Below are 19,152 nucleotides of genomic sequence, written 5' to 3' on the forward strand. Positions count from 1 at the left end.
GGGAGTGGATCGGCCGCATTCGCCTCCACCTCGCCATACCGGTTGTCGCCAATGGCGACATCTGGACCTTGGAGGACTACTGGAAGGCACGAACGCTGTCCGGCTGTCGCGACGTCATGCTGGGCCGCGGCGCGCTGGCCGACCCCTGGCTGGCCCCACGCATCCGCCATTGGCTCACCACTGGCGAGCGGCTGCCGACGACGCCCTGGCAGGCACGTGCCGATATCCTCACCGATTTTGCTGCGTTGCAGCGTAGCATATTACCGGACCGTCTTGTCACGTCGCTGATCAAGCAATGGCTCAACCACATGCGCCAGCGCGACACCGAAGCGGCTCTCCGCTTCCAGGAGGTGAAGCGGCTAACCGATCTCGACACCCTGCTTTCCGCCCTCGACCGAGACGCCACTGTCGGGACCGGCACGACCCTCACCCCCGCCTGAGCGCGTGCCAGCGGCATGAGGGCTATCTGGACCATCGTGCGGCACAGACGGGTCAAGGCAGAGAAGGGGAAAACCGGGCAAAAAAAGGGTGCCATCGATGACGAGGGCACCAAACGATCGCGCGATCGACGCTGCCGAGGCAGGTCGATGCCGCCAGTAGAATCGAGGAAATCCGGGCGTGCTTTCGGACCTCTATAGAACGCAAAACCCGCCCTCGAGGCGAGGACGGGTCGGAATCTGGCGCGCCCGGGAGGATTCGAACCTCCGACCACCTGATTCGTAGTCAGGTACTCTATCCAGCTGAGCTACGGGCGCTGACGGTATACCGCATGCTGCTGCCATTACGTGCAGCGAAACTCACGGTTTGCACTGCGATGATTCAATGGCATGGCGGAACGTCTTCGGTTCAGACGTTGATCTCCGCTGCCATGGCGCGCCCGGGAGGATTCGAACCTCCGACCACCTGATTCGTAGTCAGGTACTCTATCCAGCTGAGCTACGGGCGCATCGTTACGCTTCTGACAATGGCACATGTCGCATGGCGGAGAGGGAGGGATTCGAACCCTCGATGGGGCTATAAACCCCATACTCCCTTAGCAGGGGAGCGCCTTCAGCCACTCGGCCACCTCTCCCTCAACGACACGGCGCATATCCTATCGTTTCCGCCCGCCTTTGTCCAGCTTATTCAGCTATTTGTTTCTCGTAACTGAACGTATGGGCGATGCAGTAATCTTAAGAGGACGTACCGCCACCTCCCTCACCGTCGTTTTTCTCGCGCTGAATGCGCTGATAGATTTCCTCGCGATGTACGGCGACATCCTTGGGCGCGTTGACACCGATGCGGACCTGATTGCCCTTGACGCCAAGGACTGTGACGGTGATGTCATCACCAATCATCAAGGTTTCTCCGACACGACGGGTCAGGATGAGCATGACTGATCTCCTTCTCAGACGACTAGCAACGGGATGCGCGTCGATCCATTCGACGCCAGGCTGCTACGACTTTTAAGTGACACGGAGTTTACTGTGCATTACCACCGATTACACCATGCCAGGGAGGCACGTTGAATGAAACATTCATGCCACCTCCCATGAGGCGCAGCCTTCCCTAGCGTAGAAGAAACTTCCCGTTGCGGTCGCCTCTACCTTGTTAGTTTTCTGGTAACTTCCTATTCGCTTTCGATATCGCTCTTGTCCAATCCGAAAGCAGTATGCAGGGCACGAACGGCGAGTTCCATCTGCTTCTCGTCGATGACAACCGAGATCTTGATCTCCGAAGTGGAAACCATGCGGATATTGATGTTCTCGTCGGCCAGCACGCGGAACATCTTGGAGGCGACACCGGCATGTGAGCGCATGCCTACGCCGACCAGGGACACCTTGGCGATGTTGTCGTCGCCATTGATTTCACCGCCACCCAGATCGGGGATGACCTGCTCCTGCAGAATCTTCAGCGTCTTCTTGTAATCGCCCTTGGCCACGGTGAAGGTGAAGTCGGTATAGTCGCCGGCCGGCGCCACGTTCTGCACGATCATGTCGACTTCGATATTGGCATCGGCGATCGGCCCCAGAATGCGGGACGCCACACCCGGTACGTCGGGCGTATTGAGCAGGGTCAGCTTGGCCTCGTTGGAGGTGAAGGCGATACCTGAAATCAGCGGTTCTTCCATGGAGTCCTCATCTTGGTCGGATTCAGCAACGATCAGGGTACCGGGGCCATCCTGGAAACTGGACAGCACGCGCAGCGGGACATTGTATTTGCCGGCGAACTCGACGGAGCGGATCTGCAGCACCTTGGAGCCAAGACTGGCCAGCTCGAGCATCTCCTCGACGGTGATCGAGTCGAGGCGCTGGGCCTTTGAACAGACGCGCGGGTCGGTGGTGTAGACGCCATCCACGTCGGTATAGATCTGGCACTCGTCGGCACCCAGCGCGGCGGCCAGCGCCACCCCGGTGGTATCGGAACCGCCACGGCCAAGCGTCGTGATGTTGCCCTCCTCGTCGACGCCTTGGAAGCCGGCCACCACGACCACCTTGCCTTCGTCGAGGTCCTCGCGCATCTCGTCGGTCTCGATGCGCTGGATACGCGCCTTGGTGTGAGCGCTGTCGGTGAGAATGCCCACCTGCGAGCCGGTGTAGGAGGTCGCAGGCACGCCCAGCTTGTGCAGGGCCAGGGCCAGCAACGAGATGGTGACCTGCTCGCCGGTGGAAACCAGCATGTCCATTTCCCGCGGCGTAGGCTCGTCGTTGATCTCGTTGGCCATGCCGATCAAGCGGTTGGTCTCGCCGCTCATGGCGGAAACCACGACCACGACCTGGTGGCCGTCGTCACGAAACCCCTTGACCTTCTCGGCCACGGCCTTGATGCGCTCCACGGAGCCCACCGAGGTGCCGCCGAACTTCTGTACGTACAATGCCATCTGCGGTTTTCCCTCGCTTGTCGAGCGGGTCGCGCTCGGAAGAGTGAAAAGTCGTTCAACACAAAGGCCGGGGCATCGCTGCCACCGGCCCGGCGATCAGTTCAGCTTAGACTCCAGCCAGGCGGGTACGCTATCGATCGCCGCCGGCAGGCCGGCGACATCGCTGCCCCCGGCCTGGGCCATGTCGGCGCGACCGCCCCCCTTGCCGCCGACCTGCGACGCCACGTGGTTGACCAGCTCGCCGGCCTTGACGCGTCCCGTCAGGTCGTCGGTAACGCCGGCGATCAGGTTCACCTTGCCGGCAGCTTCGTCGGCCACTCCCAGCACCACGATACCGGAGCCGAGCTTGTTCTTGAGCTGGTCGAGCACGCTGCGCAGCTCCTTGCCGGAGACGCCCTCGAGCTGTGTGGCCAGCACCTTGACGCCGCGGATCTCGCGCGCCTGGCTCAGCATGTCGCTGCCGGCGGCGCTGGCCAGCTTGGCCTTGAGCCGTTCGAGCTCCTTCTCCAGGCTGCGATTGCGCTCGAGCAGCGACTCGACGCGTTCCTCGACCTGCTCCGGCTTGGCCTTGAGGCGCTCGCCGATGCGCACGAGACGCGCCTCCTGCTCGCGGAAGTGAGCCAGCGCCCCTTCGCCGGTAATGGCCTCGATGCGGCGTACGCCGGAGGCGATGCCCTGCTCGGCGACGATATGGAAGCAGCCGATGTCGCCGCTGCGCGCTACGTGAGTGCCACCGCACAGCTCGATGGAGAAGTCGTCGGCGCCGATGGTCAGCACCCGCACGTTGTCGGCGTACTTGGCCTCGAACAATGCGGCGGCCCCCTTGGCCTTGGCCTGGTCCAGGGTCATCTGCTCGATGCGCGTCGGTGCGTTGGCGAGTATCTGATCGTTGACCAGACGCTCGACTTCCGCCAGTTGCTCGGGGGTCATCGCCTCGAAGTGGCTAAAGTCGAAGCGCAGCCGCTCGGGCGTGACCAGCGAGCCCTTCTGCTGCACGTGATCGCCCAGCACCAGACGCAGCGCCTTGTGCATCAGGTGGGTGGCGGAGTGGTTGCGCACGGTAGCCGCGCGCAGGCCGGCGTCGACCTGGGGACGTACCTCGGCACCCACGGCAAGACTGCCCTCGAGCAGTACGCCGTGGTGCAGGTGATGACCGCCCTGCTTCTGGGTGTCGGTCACCAGGAAGCGGCCACTTTCAATGTGCAGGTAGCCGGTGTCGCCCACCTGGCCGCCCGATTCGCCGTAGAACGGCGTGCGGTCGAGCACCACAATGCCACGCTGCTCGGGCTCGAGCGCCGCCAGGGCATTGCCTTCGCGGTCGACGATGGCTGTGACCGTGGCGCGATCTTCGAGCGTATCGTAGCCAGTGAAGGCGGTTTCGCCATCGAGTTCCAGCGCGGCGCCGTAGTCGGCACCGAACTGGCTCGCGGCCCGAGCGCGCTCGCGCTGTGCCTCCAGCTCGCGCTCGAAGCCCTCGGCGTCGAGCGTTACGCCGCGCTCGCGGCAGACGTCGGCGGTCAGATCGAAGGGGAAACCGTAGGTGTCGTAGAGCTTGAACACCGTCGCGCCCGGCAGCACCTCGCCGTCGAGCCCCCCCAGCGCCTCCTCCAGCAGGCTCATGCCGTGCTCGAGCGTGCGCGCGAACTGCTCCTCCTCCTTGAGCAGGATGCGCTCGATCTGACTGCGTGCTTCGCGCAGCTCCGGATAGGCGTCGCCCATCTCGTCATCGAGCGCCCCGACCAGTTGGTGAAAGAACGGCTCGCTGGCGCCCAGCTTGTGACCGTGGCGAATGGCGCGACGGATGATCCGGCGCAGCACGTAGCCACGCCCCTCGTTGGAGGGCAGCACTCCGTCGGCGATGAGGAAGGCACAGGAGCGAATATGGTCGGCGATCACGCGCAGCGAGGGCGTCGTGGTATCCTGGCGCCCCGTGGCCCGGGCTGCCGCCTCGAGCAGATTCTGGAACAGATCGATCTCGTAGTTCGAATGCACGCCCTGCATCACCGCGGAGACCCGCTCGAGGCCCATGCCGGTATCGATCGAGGGCTTGGGCAGCGGATTGAGGTTGCCGGCCGCATCGCGATCAAACTGCATGAAGACCAGGTTCCAGATCTCGATGTAGCGGTCGCCGTCCTCTTCGGGGCTACCGGGTGGCCCGCCCCACACCTCGGGACCGTGATCGTAGAAGATCTCGGAGCTCGGCCCGCAGGGGCCGGTGTCGCCCATCTGCCAGAAGTTGTCCTCGTCGAGCTTGGAGAAGCGTGCCGGATCGACGCCGATCTCCTCCTTCCAGATCTTCTCCGCCTCGTCGTCGCTGACGTGCACCGTGACCCACAGCTTCTCGGCCGGCAGACCCAAGCGTTCGGTCAGGAAGGTCCAGGCGAAACGAATGGCGTCGCGCTTGAAATAGTCGCCGAAGCTGAAATTGCCCAGCATTTCGAAGAAGGTGTGGTGACGCGCCGTGTAGCCGACATTGTCCAGGTCATTGTGCTTGCCGCCGGCGCGCACGCAGCGCTGGGACGAGGTGGCACGCACGTAGGGGCGCGGGTCGCGGCCCAGGAAGACGTCCTTGAATGGCACCATGCCGGCATTGGTGAACAGCAGCGTCGGGTCGTTGCCCGGCACCAGGGGGCTCGATGGCACGACGGTATGGCCGTGCTCCTCGAAGTAACTCAGAAAGGCCTGTCTGATGTCTGCGCTTTTCATGGGGTATCCGTGGCGATGAGCGTGGTGACCCGACGTGCAGGCGCGCTTCGGACCGCCATTTCTGGTCGAGAAACGTGAGCCGCAACGTGTCAGGAGCGCCACCCGGGGCGTTCGCAAAGGGGAGCATTATAACGTAGTTGTCAAGCGACTAAAGGGTAGTCGCTCATACCTGTGCCTTAGTCGACGTGACCGAGCCGCTCCAGAGCATAGCGGATCTGTTCGAAATCGAAGCCGCGTCCAGCCAGGAAGCGCTCGCGCCGGGCACGCTCGCGGGGGGAGTCGCCGGGGTGGGTGAAGCGCCTGGACAACGCCTCGGCGGCCAGTTCGAACCAGTCGACCTCGCCTGCCTGTTCGGCAGCGGCCAGCGCCGCCGCGGCCTGAGTACGCTCGATGCCACGCCGCTCGAGCTCGACGCGGACCTTCAGCGGTCCCTGGCCGCGCGCCACCCGCGAACGCAGGAAACTTTCAGCGAAGCGGGCGTCGGATTGCAGACCCTGCTCGATCAGCTCGTCAAGGCAAGTATCGATCGCTTCGGAAGAATGGGAGCGAGCCGACAGGCGCGCCACCAGCTCGGCGCGAGAATACTCGCGCCGAGCCAGCAGGCGAACGGCATCGTCCCGTGGGGACGCGGTGCGTGGGGCGCCGGGCTCGAACGACATGGTTCAGGACAGCTCGTTTGGACCCGCACGCTTAGAGCAGATCGTCCCCATGCTCGGCGTCGGCGGCCACCGGCTCTTCGGTTTCCTCCTCACGGGGCGCGGCGGTGGCCAGCAGTTGGGCGCGAATCTGGCTCTCGATCTCCTCCATCACTGCCGGGTTGTCCTCGAGGAACTGCGCCGCGTTGGCCTTGCCCTGGCCGATCTTGTTGCCCTGGTAGCTGTACCAGGCACCGGCCTTGTCGACCAGGTTGCACTGCACGCCCAGGTCGATGACCTCACCGGCATGGTAGATGCCCTTGCCGTAGAGGATCTGGAACTCGGCCTGGCGGAACGGCGGCGCCACCTTGTTCTTGACCACCTTGACGCGTGTCTCGTTACCGGTCACCTCGTCGCCCTGCTTGACCGAGCCGGTACGCCGGATGTCCAGGCGCACGCTGGCGTAGAACTTGAGCGCGTTGCCGCCGGTTGTGGTCTCGGGGCTGCCGAACATCACGCCGATCTTCATGCGGATCTGGTTGATGAACACCACCAGACAGTTGGCGTTCTTGATGTGACCTGTGATCTTGCGCAGCGCCTGGGACATCAGGCGCGCCTGCAGGCCGACATGGGAGTCGCCCATCTCGCCCTCGATCTCGGCGCGCGGGGTGAGCGCGGCCACCGAGTCGATGATGATCACGTCGACGCCGCCGGAGCGCACCAGCATGTCGCAGATCTCCAGGGCCTGCTCTCCGGTATCCGGCTGCGAGACCAGCAGGTCGTCAAGATTGACGCCGAGCTTCTCAGCATAGCTGGGGTCGAGGGCATGCTCGGCATCGATGAAGGCGCAGATCTTGCCCTGGCGCTGGGCCTGGGCGATCACCGACAGGGTCAGGGTGGTCTTGCCCGACGACTCGGGCCCGAAGATCTCCACCACCCGGCCGAAGGGCAGGCCACCGATGCCCAGCGCGATATCGAGCCCCAGCGACCCGGTGGACACCGAGGGCATCACGACCCGCGGTGCATCGCCCAGGCGCATCACGGTACCCTTGCCGAACTGGCGCTCGATCTGGGAAAGGGCGGCATTCAATGCCTTGGAGCGGTTTTCATCCTGTGCCATGAGGCTCTCCTCGCAGAACTCGCAAACGATCGCAGGTGCAATCGCGGTAATTGAAGCGGCGGGCTACCGACGGGGAGCTCGCCTGGACACTGTATGGTTGGACAGTAGTATGGCGAAAAAAATGCCGCGCGGCTAGCCACCCGAGGAATGCGATGGCTATTCGGCTTCCAGATAGCGGATCAACCCCACGATGGCTTCGCGCACCGCGCGTTCGCGCACCGCACGGCGGTCGCCGGGAAAGTGATAACGCTCGGCCTGTTGGCGCGCCGCATCTCCCCAGGCCAGCCACACCGTTCCTACCGGTTTCTCCGGCGTGCCGCCGTCGGGGCCGGCCACGCCACTGATCGCCACGCCCAGCTTCGCCCCGCTGTCGCGGCAGGCGCCGGCCACCATGGCCTCGACCACCTCGCGACTAACCGCCCCGTGCTCGGCGATCGTCGCTTCCGGCACCTCAAGCAGTCGCACCTTGGCCGCATTGGAGTAGGTCACGTAGCCGGTCTCGAAATAGTCCGAGCTGCCGGCGACCGAAGTGATCGCACTGGCCACTCCTCCGCCGGTACAAGACTCGGCGGTCGTGACGCTGACGCCGCGCTCGCGGCAGCGCCGCCCGAGACGCTCGGCCAGGGTAGCGAGATCGAGATTGGCCAGACTGGACGCGCTGTGGGGCATCGTATCGCTCCTCGGTGGTGGCGAGCCGACAGGGCGCCGGCCGCGTGGTCAGGAAAGTATTGCCACCATAGCGCATGCGCGCCATCCCTAGCAGCCCTGTCGGCTGCATACGCCCCGCGGCCGGCCGATCCCTGGGTGCGAGACTCATTGCCGCGACGCTACGGAGGCGGCCTCGCGCGGCGCCAGCGGGACTTCGTCGAGGAACTCGATCGAGCGCACCGGCATGGCGAACTTGATGTCGCGCGCCTCGAACGCTTCCAACAGACCGAAGTTGATCGCCTGCTGAACATCCATATAGAGGTTGAAGTCCGAACTCAGCACGTAATAGACGACCTCGTACTTCAAGGCATAGTCGTCGAAGAAACGCAGGTGCGCCCGGTCGAAGCGGGTCTTCTCGATCGGTTCGATGACTTCCCGAATCAGTTCCGGCACGTCGCGCACCTTGTCCAGCGGCGTGCGGAAAGAGAGCGCCACGTTGAACGCCACGCGTCTCTCGTCCATGCGGTTGTAGTTATGGATAGTCTGCTGCAGCAGGCGGGTATTGGAGATGATGATCTGCTCGCCGCTCAGGCTGCGCACGCGGGTCGTCTTGAGACCGATGTACTCGATAGTGCCGGCAATATCGCCGAAGACGATGAAATGACCGGTCTTGAACGGTTTGTCGACGCCGATGGAAGCGGAGGCGAACAAGTCGCCAAGCAGCGTCTGGACCGCCAGGGCAATGGCGATACCGCCGATCCCCAGGCTTGCCACAAAGGCGGTGATGTTCACACCCAAGTTGGCCAGCACGGAGAGTAGCACCACGGCCCACAGGGCGACCCGGAACATCAGGGCGACCATGGTCACCGTCAGTTGGTTGTCGCGCCCCGCCTCACTGTGGATGGTGTCCTCTTTCCACAAGGCCAGCGCGGCATCGACCCACAGGCCGAACTGGAACGCCAGCACCAGGAACCAGAAGTGACTGATGCGCGCCTCCCAGACGGGATCCAGCTCTACCACGGCCAGCGCGATCTGGAGCGCCAGTACGGCCACGAGCAGGCGGCTGGTGTGCTCGAAGACATGGGCGGCGTAGCGCCGCCAGCGCCGCCTGCCGTGGGAAGACCAGTCGATGATACGCGCCACGAGCATGCGCAGCGCCAGGCGCAGCACGATGTAGCTGACGGTGGTGATGCCCACTATCGCCAGGAACATGATCGGGGCCGGCTGGTTCAGCCAGTCGTACCAAAGTTCCCTTTCCATAATGCCTCCCGAGTGACTCGACAGCGCCAGTCAGTATGGACAATTCAATAAAAACTGCATGGAGAGTTCCGCCGCGCAGGCATGAAGCCCGGTGGCAGACCGTGATAATCTTGTCCCTCCGATGCCTCACGCAACCGACGAGCCAGCCACGAACGCATGAACGACGCGGTCAAGACGGCCATGCCGGCCCATACGCCGATGATGGCCCAGTATCTCAAGATCAAGCGCGAGCACCCCGGCGTGCTGCTGTTCTATCGGATGGGCGATTTCTACGAGCTGTTCTTCGACGACGCCAAGCGCGCCGCCGCCCTGCTCGACATCACCCTGACCCAGCGCGGCCAGTCCGCGGGCAAGCCGATTCCCATGGCCGGCGTGCCCTATCACAGTGCCGAAGGTTACTTGGCCCGCCTGGTGAAGGCAGGCGAGTCGGTGGCAATCTGCGAACAGTTCGGCGACCCGGCAGCGAGCAAGGGTCCGGTGGAGCGTCGCGTGGTACGCATCGTCACGCCGGGCACGCTCTATGACGAGGCGCTGCTCGACGCCCGCCGCGACAATCTGCTGGTGGCCGTGCACCCCGCCGGCGAGTGCTGGGGCATCGCCTGGCTGGAGCTTTCCAGCGGCCGCTTCAGCGTGCTCGAGGTGGAAGGCGAAGGCGACATGCTCGCCGAGCTCCAGCGCCTTGACCCGGCCGAGCTGCTGGTGCCCGACAGCCTCTCGTTGCCACCCAGCCTGGAGGGGCGCCAGGGGCTGCGCCGACAGAGCGACTGGCTGTTCGATCTCGATAGCGCCACGCGCCTCTTGTGCGACCAGTTCCAGGTGCAGGACCTGCGCGGTTTCGGCTGTGCCCATCTCGAGGCCGCCCTCACCGCGGCCGGCGTCCTGGTGGAGTATGCGCGCGACACCCAGCGTTCGCGCCTGCCCCATGTCACCGCGCTGGGCGTGGAGAGCCGCGACGACGCCGTAGTCATCGACGCCGCCAGCCGTCGCAACCTGGAGATCGACATCAACCTGGGCGGCGGTGGCGACAACACGTTGGCCAGCGTGCTCGATACCACCGCCACCGCCATGGGGTCGCGACTGCTCAAGCGCTGGCTTAACCGCCCGCTGCGTGACCGCAGCCAGGTGCAGGGGCGCCAGGCGGCAGTCGCCCTGCTACTCGAGCGGGAAGGCTTCGTGGCGCTGCGCGAGCTGCTCAAGGCGATCGGCGACGTCGAGCGCATCCTCGCGCGGGTGGCGCTCTACAGCGCTCGCCCTCGCGATCTCGCGCGCCTGCGCGACGCCCTGTTGGCGCTGCCGGAACTGCAACGTGAGCTCGCCGACTACGGTGAAGGAACCGCGCTGGACGAGTTGGCTCATCATATCCGCCTCTACCCGGCGCTTGCCGACATGCTCGCGCGGGGCCTGATAGACAATCCGCCGGTGGTGATCCGCGACGGCGGCGTGATTCGCGAAGGCTTCGACGCCGAGCTGGACGACTACCGCGGGCTCGCCGAGCATGCCGGCGACTATCTTGTGCAGCTGGAGACACGGGAGCGCGAGCGCACCGGGCTGGCCGGACTCAAGGTGGGCTACAACCGCGTTCACGGCTATTACATCGAAATACCCCGGGCCCAGGCCCGCGAGGCGCCGGCCGATTACATCCGTCGCCAGACCCTGAAGAATGCCGAGCGCTTCATCATTCCCGAGCTCAAGGAGTTCGAGGACAAGGCGCTGTCGGCCAAGTCGCGCGCCCTGGCCCGCGAGAAGCTGCTCTACGATGGCCTGCTCGATTCGCTCAATGTCGAACTCGGCCCGCTGCAGAGCACCGGCCGGGCGTTGGCCGCGCTGGACGTGCTGACGACCTTCGCCGAGCGCGCCCAGGCACTCGGCTTCACGCGGCCGCAGCTGCTCGAGGCACCTGGAATCGAGATTCGCGGCGGACGTCACCCGGTGGTGGAGCACGTCAGCGACGGCCCCTTCGTTCCCAATGACCTGGTGCTCGACGACAAGCGTCGCATGCTGGTCATCACCGGCCCCAACATGGGCGGTAAATCCACCTACATGCGACAGGCGGCGCTGATCACCCTGCTCGCCCATACCGGCAGCTTCGTGCCGGCCGACGAGGCCTGCATCGGTCCGGTGGATCGCATCTTCACCCGCATCGGCTCGTCGGACGACCTGGCCGGCGGACGCTCCACCTTCATGGTGGAGATGACCGAAACCGCCAACATTCTGCACAACGCCACCGACCATAGCCTGGTGCTGATGGACGAGATCGGTCGTGGCACCAGCACCTTCGACGGCCTGTCACTGGCCTGGGCCAGTGCCGAACACCTGACCCGCACGCGGGCGTTCACGCTATTCGCGACGCATTACTTCGAGATGACGGCCTTGGCCGATCAGGCCGAGGGAGTGGCCAACGTGCACCTCACCGCCGCCGAGCACCGCGACGGCATCGTCTTCATGCACCGCGTGGAAGAGGGTCCCGCCAGCCAGAGCTATGGCCTGCAGGTGGCACAGCTGGCCGGCGTTCCGCAATCGGTCATCACCCGGGCACGCGACAAGCTGTCCCAACTGGAACAGCAGGAGATCGATCAGAGCAGCCGCGGCGGGCCCCGGCACGACAGCAGCCCTGCCCCCTTGCAGAACGATCTGTTCGCCACCGCGCCCCATCCGCTGCTCGACGCCTTGGGCGGATTGAATCCGGACGAGCTGACACCGCGCCAGGCGTTGGAACTGATCTATGCCTGGCGCGAGCAACTGTAGGCGCCACGCGGCTTGCTCCGGCGCGGAGGCATGACTAGAATGATGCGTTTAGCGCAGTCCTATTCATAAGAAAGCCGCTCTTTATAACACTTAGGCCTAAGGCTGATACCATCAACACCGCCCCGGGAATCGCACCCCACGCCCGGCCGCGAGGAGGGAGACAGGCAATGACCTTTGTCGTCACCGAAAACTGCATCAAATGCAAGTACACCGACTGCGTCGAGGTCTGCCCGGTGGATTGCTTCTACGAAGGCCCTAACTTCCTGGTGATTCATCCGGACGAGTGCATCGACTGCGCCCTTTGCGAGCCGGAGTGCCCCGCCGAGGCGATCTTCTCGGAGGACGAGCTGCCCGAGGGCCAGGAGGAGTTCATCGCCATCAACGCCGAGCTGTCCGAGGTGTGGCCCAACATCACCGAGAAGCAGGATCCGCCCGCAGATGCGGAGGAGTGGGACGGTAAAACCGGCAAGCTACAGTACCTGGAGCGCTGAGCCTCCTACTCGGCTAGCGCCTTGCCGGATAGCGGGCGCTAACCTCGATGCTGTATCGGGCTTCAGGTGGATGGCCCTGCCGCGCTTGGGTGGTGACCGAGCGCGTCGATGTCGGCGCATCCATGAGCCGCCAAGAAAGGAAATTTGGGTATATATAGCCAGCGGCAGGAAGGCGAGGCACAAAAAAGGCGGCCTCTTAGGCCGCCCGGCTCCCAGCATATCCTTGGACGGGTCCCTCCGTCCTGACTCCAGTGGCAAACGTCCCTGCCCGGAGGCAACATCCTGTCGCACCGGGCGTGCCACATAATCAGCATCCCGTTGCATCCTGCTGGAGAGCTCTCCCGCTCTGCCTTGTCCCATGGGTATTCTGGCAGCTATGGAACTGGACGCAAAACCCGCCAAACCGCTTTCCCGGCCTCGACCACGAGGCGTGATGAAAAAAATTTCTCTTTTTCTTCAAAGGATTAAAAAAAGACCGACACCCAAGATGTCGGTCTTTTGCGGCCTTACTAAGCTTAGTTCGTCGCCATCGTGTAGGCGATTTCCTACAAAACGGTCAGCGATTTCGACGGCCAATGGTCCTATTCACGGCCGTACGGCTCCGGACCCTCATTGCCCCTTGATCGCGCTGCGCCCCGGATAATCGACACGCTCGCCAAGCTGCTGCTCGATGACCAGCAACCGGTTGTACTTGGCCACCCGGTCGGAGCGGCACAGCGAACCGGTCTTGATCTGTCCGGCCGAGGTGCCCACGGCCAAGTCGGCGATTGTGGTGTCCTCGGTCTCGCCGCTACGGTGCGAGATCACGGCGGTGAAACCGGCGTCCTGCGCCATCTTGATCGCATCCAGAGTCTCCGACAGCGAGCCGATCTGGTTGAACTTGATCAGGATGGAATTGCCGATCTGCTCGTCGATGCCGCGCTTGAGAATACGCGTATTGGTCACGAACAGGTCGTCGCCGACCAGCTGCACCTTGTCACCGAGCTTGTCGGTCAGCGCTTTCCAGCCGTCCCAGTCGGACTCGTCCATGCCGTCTTCGATGGAGACGATGGGGTACTGGTCGCACAGCTCGGCCAGATAGTCGACGAAACCCGCGGCATCGAAGGCTTTGCCTTCGCCGGAAAGTCGGTACTGGCCGTCCCGGTAAAACTCCGAGGAAGCGCAATCGAGCGCCAGGGTGACATCGCGGCCAAGCGTATAGCCGGCATCGGCCACGGCCTGCTTGATGACCGCCAGCGCTTCGGCGTTGGATTCGAGGTTCGGCGCGAAACCGCCCTCGTCACCCACGGCGGTGGCCAGGCCGCGCCCGGCGAGCACTTTCTTCAGCGCATGGAAGATCTCGGCGCCCATGCGCAGGCCTTCGCGGAAATTCGGCGCGCCCACCGGCTGGACCATGAACTCCTGAATGTCGACGTTGTTGTCGGCATGTTCGCCGCCGTTGAGGATGTTCATCATCGGTACCGGCATGCTGTATCGGCCCGGTTGACCGTAGAGCTCGGCGATATGAGCGTAGAGCGGCACGCCCTTGGCATTGGCGGCGGCCTTCGCGGCAGCCAGCGATACGGCGAGGATAGCGTTGGCGCCCAGGCTGGCCTTGTTCTCGGTACCGTCGAGTTCGATCATGGCATTGTCGAGACCACGCTGGTCGCGGGCATCCATGCCGACGAGCCGCTCACGGATGGCGCCGTTGACTGCCTCCACCGCCTTCAGCACACCCTTGCCCAGGTAGCGCGACTTGTCGCCGTCGCGCAGCTCCAGCGCTTCCCGGGAACCGGTCGAGGCACCGCTCGGGGCGCAAGCCACGCCCACGGCACCGCTTTCCAGGCGCACCTCGGCCTGCACGGTGGGGTTGCCGCGGGAGTCGAGCACCTCGAGGGCGTGGAGTTCGACAATCTTGGTCATCTCTGTCGTCCTTTTATGGGTCAGCGTTGATTGAGTCGTTGGGTATCGCTTTGTCACGTCCTATGGATCGGCTTACTCGATGGACAGGGTCGGGAAGCCCTTGACCAGTTCGTCGAGCGCCTTGAGCTGCGCGAGGAAGGGCTCGAGCCGGTCCAGCGGCAGTGCGCAGGGGCCGTCGCACAGGGCACTGTCGGGGTCCGGATGGGCCTCGAGGAACAGCCCCGCCAATCCTACGGCGACACCGGCACGCGCCAGCTCGGCGACCTGCTGCCGGCGCCCGCCGGCGCTGTCGGCACGGCCACCCGGCCGTTGCAGAGAGTGCGTGACATCGAAGAAGACCGGATACCCCGTTTGCTTCATGTCACCGAAGCCGAGCATGTCGACCACCAGGTTATTGTATCCGAAGCTCGAACCGCGCTCGCAGAGCAATACGCGATCGTTGCCGGCTTCCTCGCACTTGCGGATGATGTGGCGCATCTCGTGGGGCGCCAGGAATTGCGGTTTCTTGATGTTGATCACGGCACCGGTCCGGGCCATGGCCACCACCAGGTCGGTCTGGCGCGCCAGAAAGGCCGGCAGCTGGATGATGTCGGCGACCTCGGCGACGGGCTCGGCCTGCCAGGGCTCGTGCACGTCGGTAATGACCGGCACGCCGAAACGGGACTTCACCTCGGCGAGTATCTCCAGCCCGCGCTCCAGGCCGGGGCCGCGAAACGAGTGGATGGAGCTGCGGTTGGCCTTGTCGAAACTCGCCTTGAACACGTAAGGGATACCGAGTCGGCGCGTGACGTCGACATAGGTTTCGGCGACTTCGAGAGCCAGCTCGCGGGATTCCAGCACGTTCATGCCGCCAAGCAGCATCAGCGGCAAAGAATTGCCGGCTGTCAGGCCGGCAAAGGAAATATCGCGTTCAGGTATGGACATCGTCGTCACTCCTGGTGCGAGGTCTGGGCGCGGGTGCGCGCCGCCTTGTGCTCCAGCGCCGCGTTGACGAAACCGGTGAATAGCGGATGACCGTCGCGCGGCGTGGAGGTGAATTCGGGATGGAACTGGCAGGCCACGAACCAGGGGTGGTCGGGCAGCTCAACCATCTCCACCAGCGAATTGTCGACGCTCTTGCCCGAGACCACCAGGCCGGCCTGCTCGAGCGCCTCGACGAACTGGTTGTTGACCTCGAAGCGATGACGGTGACGCTCGACGATCTCCTCGCTGCCGTAGGCCTCGCGCGCCTTGGTGCCCGCTTCGAGACGACAGACCTGGCCGCCCAGGCGCATGGTGCCGCCGAGATCGGACGCCTCGTCGCGCAATTCAATCTTGCCTTCGGCATTGATCCACTCGGTGATCAGGCCGACCACGGGGTGCTGGGTGTTGTGGGTGAATTCGGTGGAGTTAGCATCCTCCCAACCGGCCACGTGGCGAGCGTACTCGATCACCGCAACCTGCATGCCGAGGCAGATGCCGAGATAGGGAATGCCGTTCTCACGCGCGTAACGGGCGGTCTCGATCTTGCCTTCCACGCCGCGCTCGCCGAAACCGCCCGGCACCAGGATCGCATCCTTGCCGGCCAGCCGTTCGGTGCCTTGGCGCTCGATGATCTCGGAGTCGATGTAGTCGACGTTGACCTTGACCCGAGTCTGGATGCCGGCGTGAATCAGCGCCTCGTTGAGCGACTTGTAGGCGTCGAGCAGCTCCATGTACTTGCCGACCATGGCGATGTTGATCGACTTCAGCGGGTTGAGCTTGGCGTCAAGCACATGGATCCACTCGGTCAGATCGGCCGGCTCGGCCTCGAGGCGCAGCTTGTCGCAGACGATCTCGTCGAGCCCGTGCTCATGGAGCATCAGCGGGATGCGATAGATGGTGTCGGCATCCTGCAGCGGGATGACGGCGCGCTCCTCGACGTTGGTGAACAGCGCGATCTTGCGCCGCTCGGTCTCCTCCAGCTCCACCTCGCTGCGACAGATCAGGATGTCGGGCTGGATACCGATCGAGCGCAGCTCCTTGACGCTGTGCTGGGTCGGCTTGGTCTTGGTCTCGCCAGCGGTCTTGATGTAGGGCACCAGGGTGAGGTGCATGAAGAGCGCCCGGCTCGCGCCCTGCTCGCTCCTGATCTGGCGGATCGACTCGAGGAACGGCAGCGACTCGATGTCGCCCACAGTACCGCCGATTTCCACCAGCGCCACGTCGAAGCCCTCACCGCCGGCATAGACGCGCCGCTTGATCTCGTCGGTGATGTGCGGGATCACCTGCACGGTGCCGCCCAGGTAGTCGCCGCGACGTTCACGACGCAGCACGTGCTCGTAGACACGGCCGGTGGTGAAGTTGTTGCCTTGGGTCATCTTGGTGCGGATGAAGCGCTCGTAGTGGCCCAAGTCGAGGTCGGTCTCGGCGCCATCTTCGGTGACGAACACCTCGCCGTGCTGGAAGGGGCTCATGGTGCCCGGATCCACGTTGATGTAGGGATCGAGCTTGAGCATGGTGACCTTGAGGCCGCGCGCCTCGAGAATCGCCGCCAGCGAGGCCGACGCGATGCCCTTGCCAAGTGAGGACACAACGCCGCCGGTCACGAAGATATATCGTGTCATGGAGAACCTGTCGAAACGTGATCGTGAGGAGCGGCAGGAAAGCCGCGCCAGGATGGGTCGACAGCGTAGCAGATTACGACCAATGGCTCAATTTCGCTGCCCGCCCCCGAGACTCACGACCACCAGCGCGCCAGATCCCCACCCAGCGGATCGTACGCCGGGCGCGATACTTCGGCGATTCGTGCCACCGCGGCATCGTGGGCATCAGGGTCGGCGCGGATCAGATCGAGTTCGTGTTGGTCCTCGGGATAGGCGGCCAGCAGCAGGAAATCGTCGCTGGCCCATAAGCTGCAGTGACCGGTTCCCGCCGGCAGCACCAGGGCATCCCCGACGTTGAGCTCGACATCCTGACCCTGCTCGCCGCCCAGCCGCAACCGCCCGCGCCCCGAGAGCACGCCGAAAGCCTCGTGGGCAATGGAGTGGTAATGGTGGTAATCGTAGACGCCGCCACGCCAGCTCGGCGGCCAGCCGCTGGCGGTGAAGATACGCTCGAAGCGAGACGCTATGGCCTCGCGATCGAGTGCCGGATCGACTCCCCGCGAACGGAACGCCAGCGTCGCCAACGGCGTGTTGGGGATGCGGCCATCATCGTGGAAGACCATCCGCTCGGGTTCGACGGTACGCCCATCGCTCTCCGCCAACCCCAGTGCTGCCAGCCTATCGTCCATGATCGTCTCCTCCAGCGCTTGGTTTCCGTCGCCATGGAGTCTAGAAGAAGATCGAAAGGAAAGAAAAAGCCCCGGCAGGCCGGGGCGAAGCGCGTCTGGGAAAAGGGATTACACGCCGAGATAGTCGAGGATACCCTCGCCGGCCTGGCGCCCCTCGAAGACGGCGGTGACCACCAGATCGGAGCCGCGCACCATGTCGCCGCCCGCAAAGATTTTCCCGTTGGTGGTCTGGAAGGCATAGGTGCCATGCTCCGGTGCCAGCACGCGTCCGCGCTCGTCGAGCTCGATGCCGAAGCGATCGAACCACGGCGCAGGGCTCGGCTGGAAGCCGAAGGCGATGACCACGGCATCCGCCGGCAGGATCTCCTCGGAGCCCGGCACCACCTCGGGGCGACGACGGCCATTCTCGTCGGGCTCGCCCATGCGCGTGCGCACGACCTTCACCCCCTCGACCTTGCCCTCGCCGACCACCGCCACCGGCTGGCGATTGAACAGGAACTCGACGCCTTCCTCGCGGGCGTTGGCCACCTCGCGCTTGGAGCCGGGCATGTTTTCCTCGTCACGGCGATAGGCGCAGGTCACTGTGGCCGCGCCCTGGCGAATCGCCGTACGGTTGCAGTCCATGGCGGTATCGCCGCCGCCCAGCACCACCACCTTCTGTCCTTCGAGCGAAACGTAGTCGGCTGGCTCCTTCTCGAAGCCCAGGCAGTGGTTGACGTTGGCGATCAGATAGTCGAGCGCCTTGTGCACGCCGGGCAGGTCCTCGCCGGGGAAGCCGCCGGTCATGTACTTGTAGGTGCCCATGCCCATGAATACCGCATCGTACTCCTCGAGCAGGGCATCGATGGTCACGTCCTTGCCGATCTCGATGTTGAGGCGAAATTCGATCCCCATCTCCTCGAACACCGCGCGGCGACGCTCCATTACCGTCTTGTCGAGCTTGAACTCGGGAATGCCGAAGGTGAGCAGACCACCGATCTCGGGATAGCGGTCGTAAACCACCGGCCGCACGCCGTTGCGCACCAGGATGTCGGCGCAACCGAGCCCTGCCGGACCGGCGCCGATGACGGCGACCTTCTTGTCGGTCCAGGTCACCTGGGACATGTCCGGGCGCCAGCCCATGGCGAAGGCGGTATCGGTGATGTACTTCTCCACCGAGCCGATGGTCACCGCACCGAAGCCGTCATTGAGCGTACAAGCGCCTTCGCACAGGCGATCCTGGGGACATACCCGGCCGCAAACCTCGGGCAGCGAGTTGGTCTTGTGCGACAGCTCGGCGGCTTCGAGGATATTGCCCTCGGTCACCAGCTGCAGCCAGTTGGGAATGTAGTTGTGCACGGGGCACTTCCATTCGCAGTATGGGTTGCCGCAATGCAGGCAACGGTGCGACTGGCTGGCTGCCTCCTGCGGCTTGAACGGCTCGTAGATCTCGCCGAATTCCCGCGAGCGCTTGCGTGCATCTTTCTTCTGCGGGTCCTGGCGACCCACGTCGATAAACTGGAAATCGTTTCTGGTCAAACGGTTGGCCATAT

At 64.2% G+C, this 19,152-nt stretch carries 15 protein-coding genes and 3 tRNA genes; 3 read left to right on the forward strand and 15 right to left on the reverse strand.

Annotated features, from left to right (window positions below):
* The coding region (locus tag CYJ07_RS17400) for a tRNA-dihydrouridine synthase (protein WP_197038419.1) at positions 1–440 on the forward strand (440 nt) is incomplete at its 5' end.
* A gap of 238 nt (positions 441–678) precedes the next feature.
* On the opposite strand, the gene CYJ07_RS17405 is transcribed toward CYJ07_RS17400, so the two are convergent.
* The 10 genes from CYJ07_RS17405 to CYJ07_RS17450 all read right to left on the reverse strand — a co-directional run bounded on the left by CYJ07_RS17405 (position 679) and on the right by CYJ07_RS17450 (position 9,229).
* Positions 679–755, reverse strand: a tRNA-Arg gene (locus tag CYJ07_RS17405).
* 114 nt (positions 756–869) lie between these two features.
* Positions 870–946 (reverse strand) — tRNA-Arg (locus CYJ07_RS17410).
* A 33-nt stretch (positions 947–979) separates the two neighbouring features.
* A tRNA-Ser gene (locus CYJ07_RS17415) sits at positions 980–1,072 on the reverse strand.
* 100 nt (positions 1,073–1,172) lie between these two features.
* Positions 1,173–1,373 (reverse strand): carbon storage regulator CsrA, encoded by a 201-nt coding sequence (gene csrA, locus CYJ07_RS17420; RefSeq protein WP_104204991.1) that lies wholly within the window; start codon positions 1,371–1,373, stop codon positions 1,173–1,175.
* 236 nt (positions 1,374–1,609) lie between these two features.
* Positions 1,610–2,860: an aspartate kinase gene (locus CYJ07_RS17425; protein WP_104204992.1), complete on the reverse strand. Its 1,251-nt coding sequence runs from the start codon at positions 2,858–2,860 to the stop codon at positions 1,610–1,612.
* Positions 2,861–2,956: 96 nt separating this feature from the next.
* Positions 2,957–5,566 carry an alanine--tRNA ligase gene (gene alaS / locus CYJ07_RS17430; protein WP_104204993.1) on the reverse strand — a complete coding sequence of 870 codons (2,610 nt, stop codon included), beginning with the start codon at positions 5,564–5,566 and terminating at the stop codon, positions 2,957–2,959.
* Positions 5,567–5,742: 176 nt separating this feature from the next.
* Positions 5,743–6,225: a regulatory protein RecX gene (locus CYJ07_RS17435; protein WP_104204994.1), complete on the reverse strand. Its 483-nt coding sequence runs from the start codon at positions 6,223–6,225 to the stop codon at positions 5,743–5,745.
* Between the two features lie 31 nt (positions 6,226–6,256).
* Positions 6,257–7,321 (reverse strand): recombinase RecA, encoded by a 1,065-nt coding sequence (gene recA, locus CYJ07_RS17440; protein WP_104204995.1) that lies wholly within the window; start codon positions 7,319–7,321, stop codon positions 6,257–6,259.
* Between the two features lie 156 nt (positions 7,322–7,477).
* On the reverse strand, positions 7,478–7,990 hold the full coding sequence (locus tag CYJ07_RS17445; protein ID WP_104204996.1) for a CinA family protein: 513 nt from the start codon (positions 7,988–7,990) through the stop codon (positions 7,478–7,480).
* 144 nt (positions 7,991–8,134) lie between these two features.
* Complete coding sequence (locus tag CYJ07_RS17450; RefSeq protein WP_104204997.1) at positions 8,135–9,229, reverse strand: mechanosensitive ion channel family protein; 1,095 nt, start codon at positions 9,227–9,229, stop codon at positions 8,135–8,137.
* 156 nt (positions 9,230–9,385) lie between these two features.
* Here CYJ07_RS17450 and mutS point away from each other — a divergent pair, with 156 nt between their 5' ends.
* Both mutS and fdxA read left to right on the forward strand, forming a co-directional pair.
* Entirely contained in the window at positions 9,386–11,974 is a 2,589-nt protein-coding gene (gene mutS / locus CYJ07_RS17455; RefSeq protein WP_104204998.1) for a DNA mismatch repair protein MutS, read from the forward strand.
* A gap of 167 nt (positions 11,975–12,141) precedes the next feature.
* Complete coding sequence (gene fdxA, locus CYJ07_RS17460) at positions 12,142–12,465, forward strand: ferredoxin FdxA (RefSeq protein WP_104204999.1); 324 nt, start codon at positions 12,142–12,144, stop codon at positions 12,463–12,465.
* A 609-nt stretch (positions 12,466–13,074) separates the two neighbouring features.
* Here the strand turns inward: fdxA and eno are convergent.
* From eno to CYJ07_RS17485, 5 genes are all read right to left on the reverse strand, one after another.
* Positions 13,075–14,367: a phosphopyruvate hydratase gene (eno, locus tag CYJ07_RS17465; protein ID WP_104205000.1), complete on the reverse strand. Its 1,293-nt coding sequence runs from the start codon at positions 14,365–14,367 to the stop codon at positions 13,075–13,077.
* A gap of 72 nt (positions 14,368–14,439) precedes the next feature.
* Positions 14,440–15,291 (reverse strand): 3-deoxy-8-phosphooctulonate synthase, encoded by an 852-nt coding sequence (gene kdsA, locus CYJ07_RS17470; protein WP_104205001.1) that lies wholly within the window; start codon positions 15,289–15,291, stop codon positions 14,440–14,442.
* A 5-nt stretch (positions 15,292–15,296) separates the two neighbouring features.
* Positions 15,297–16,952, reverse strand: coding sequence for a CTP synthase (locus CYJ07_RS17475; RefSeq protein WP_104205002.1), 1,656 nt, complete (start codon positions 16,950–16,952; stop codon positions 15,297–15,299).
* A 113-nt stretch (positions 16,953–17,065) separates the two neighbouring features.
* Complete coding sequence (locus CYJ07_RS17480; RefSeq protein WP_104205003.1) at positions 17,066–17,620, reverse strand: cupin domain-containing protein; 555 nt, start codon at positions 17,618–17,620, stop codon at positions 17,066–17,068.
* A 108-nt stretch (positions 17,621–17,728) separates the two neighbouring features.
* Positions 17,729–19,150 carry an FAD-dependent oxidoreductase gene (locus CYJ07_RS17485; protein ID WP_104205004.1) on the reverse strand — a complete coding sequence of 474 codons (1,422 nt, stop codon included), beginning with the start codon at positions 19,148–19,150 and terminating at the stop codon, positions 17,729–17,731.
* Positions 19,151–19,152 lie beyond the last annotated feature (2 nt).

Source organism: Billgrantia saliphila, from assembly GCF_002930105.1.
GTDB classification, from domain to species: domain Bacteria; phylum Pseudomonadota; class Gammaproteobacteria; order Pseudomonadales; family Halomonadaceae; genus Halomonas; species Halomonas saliphila.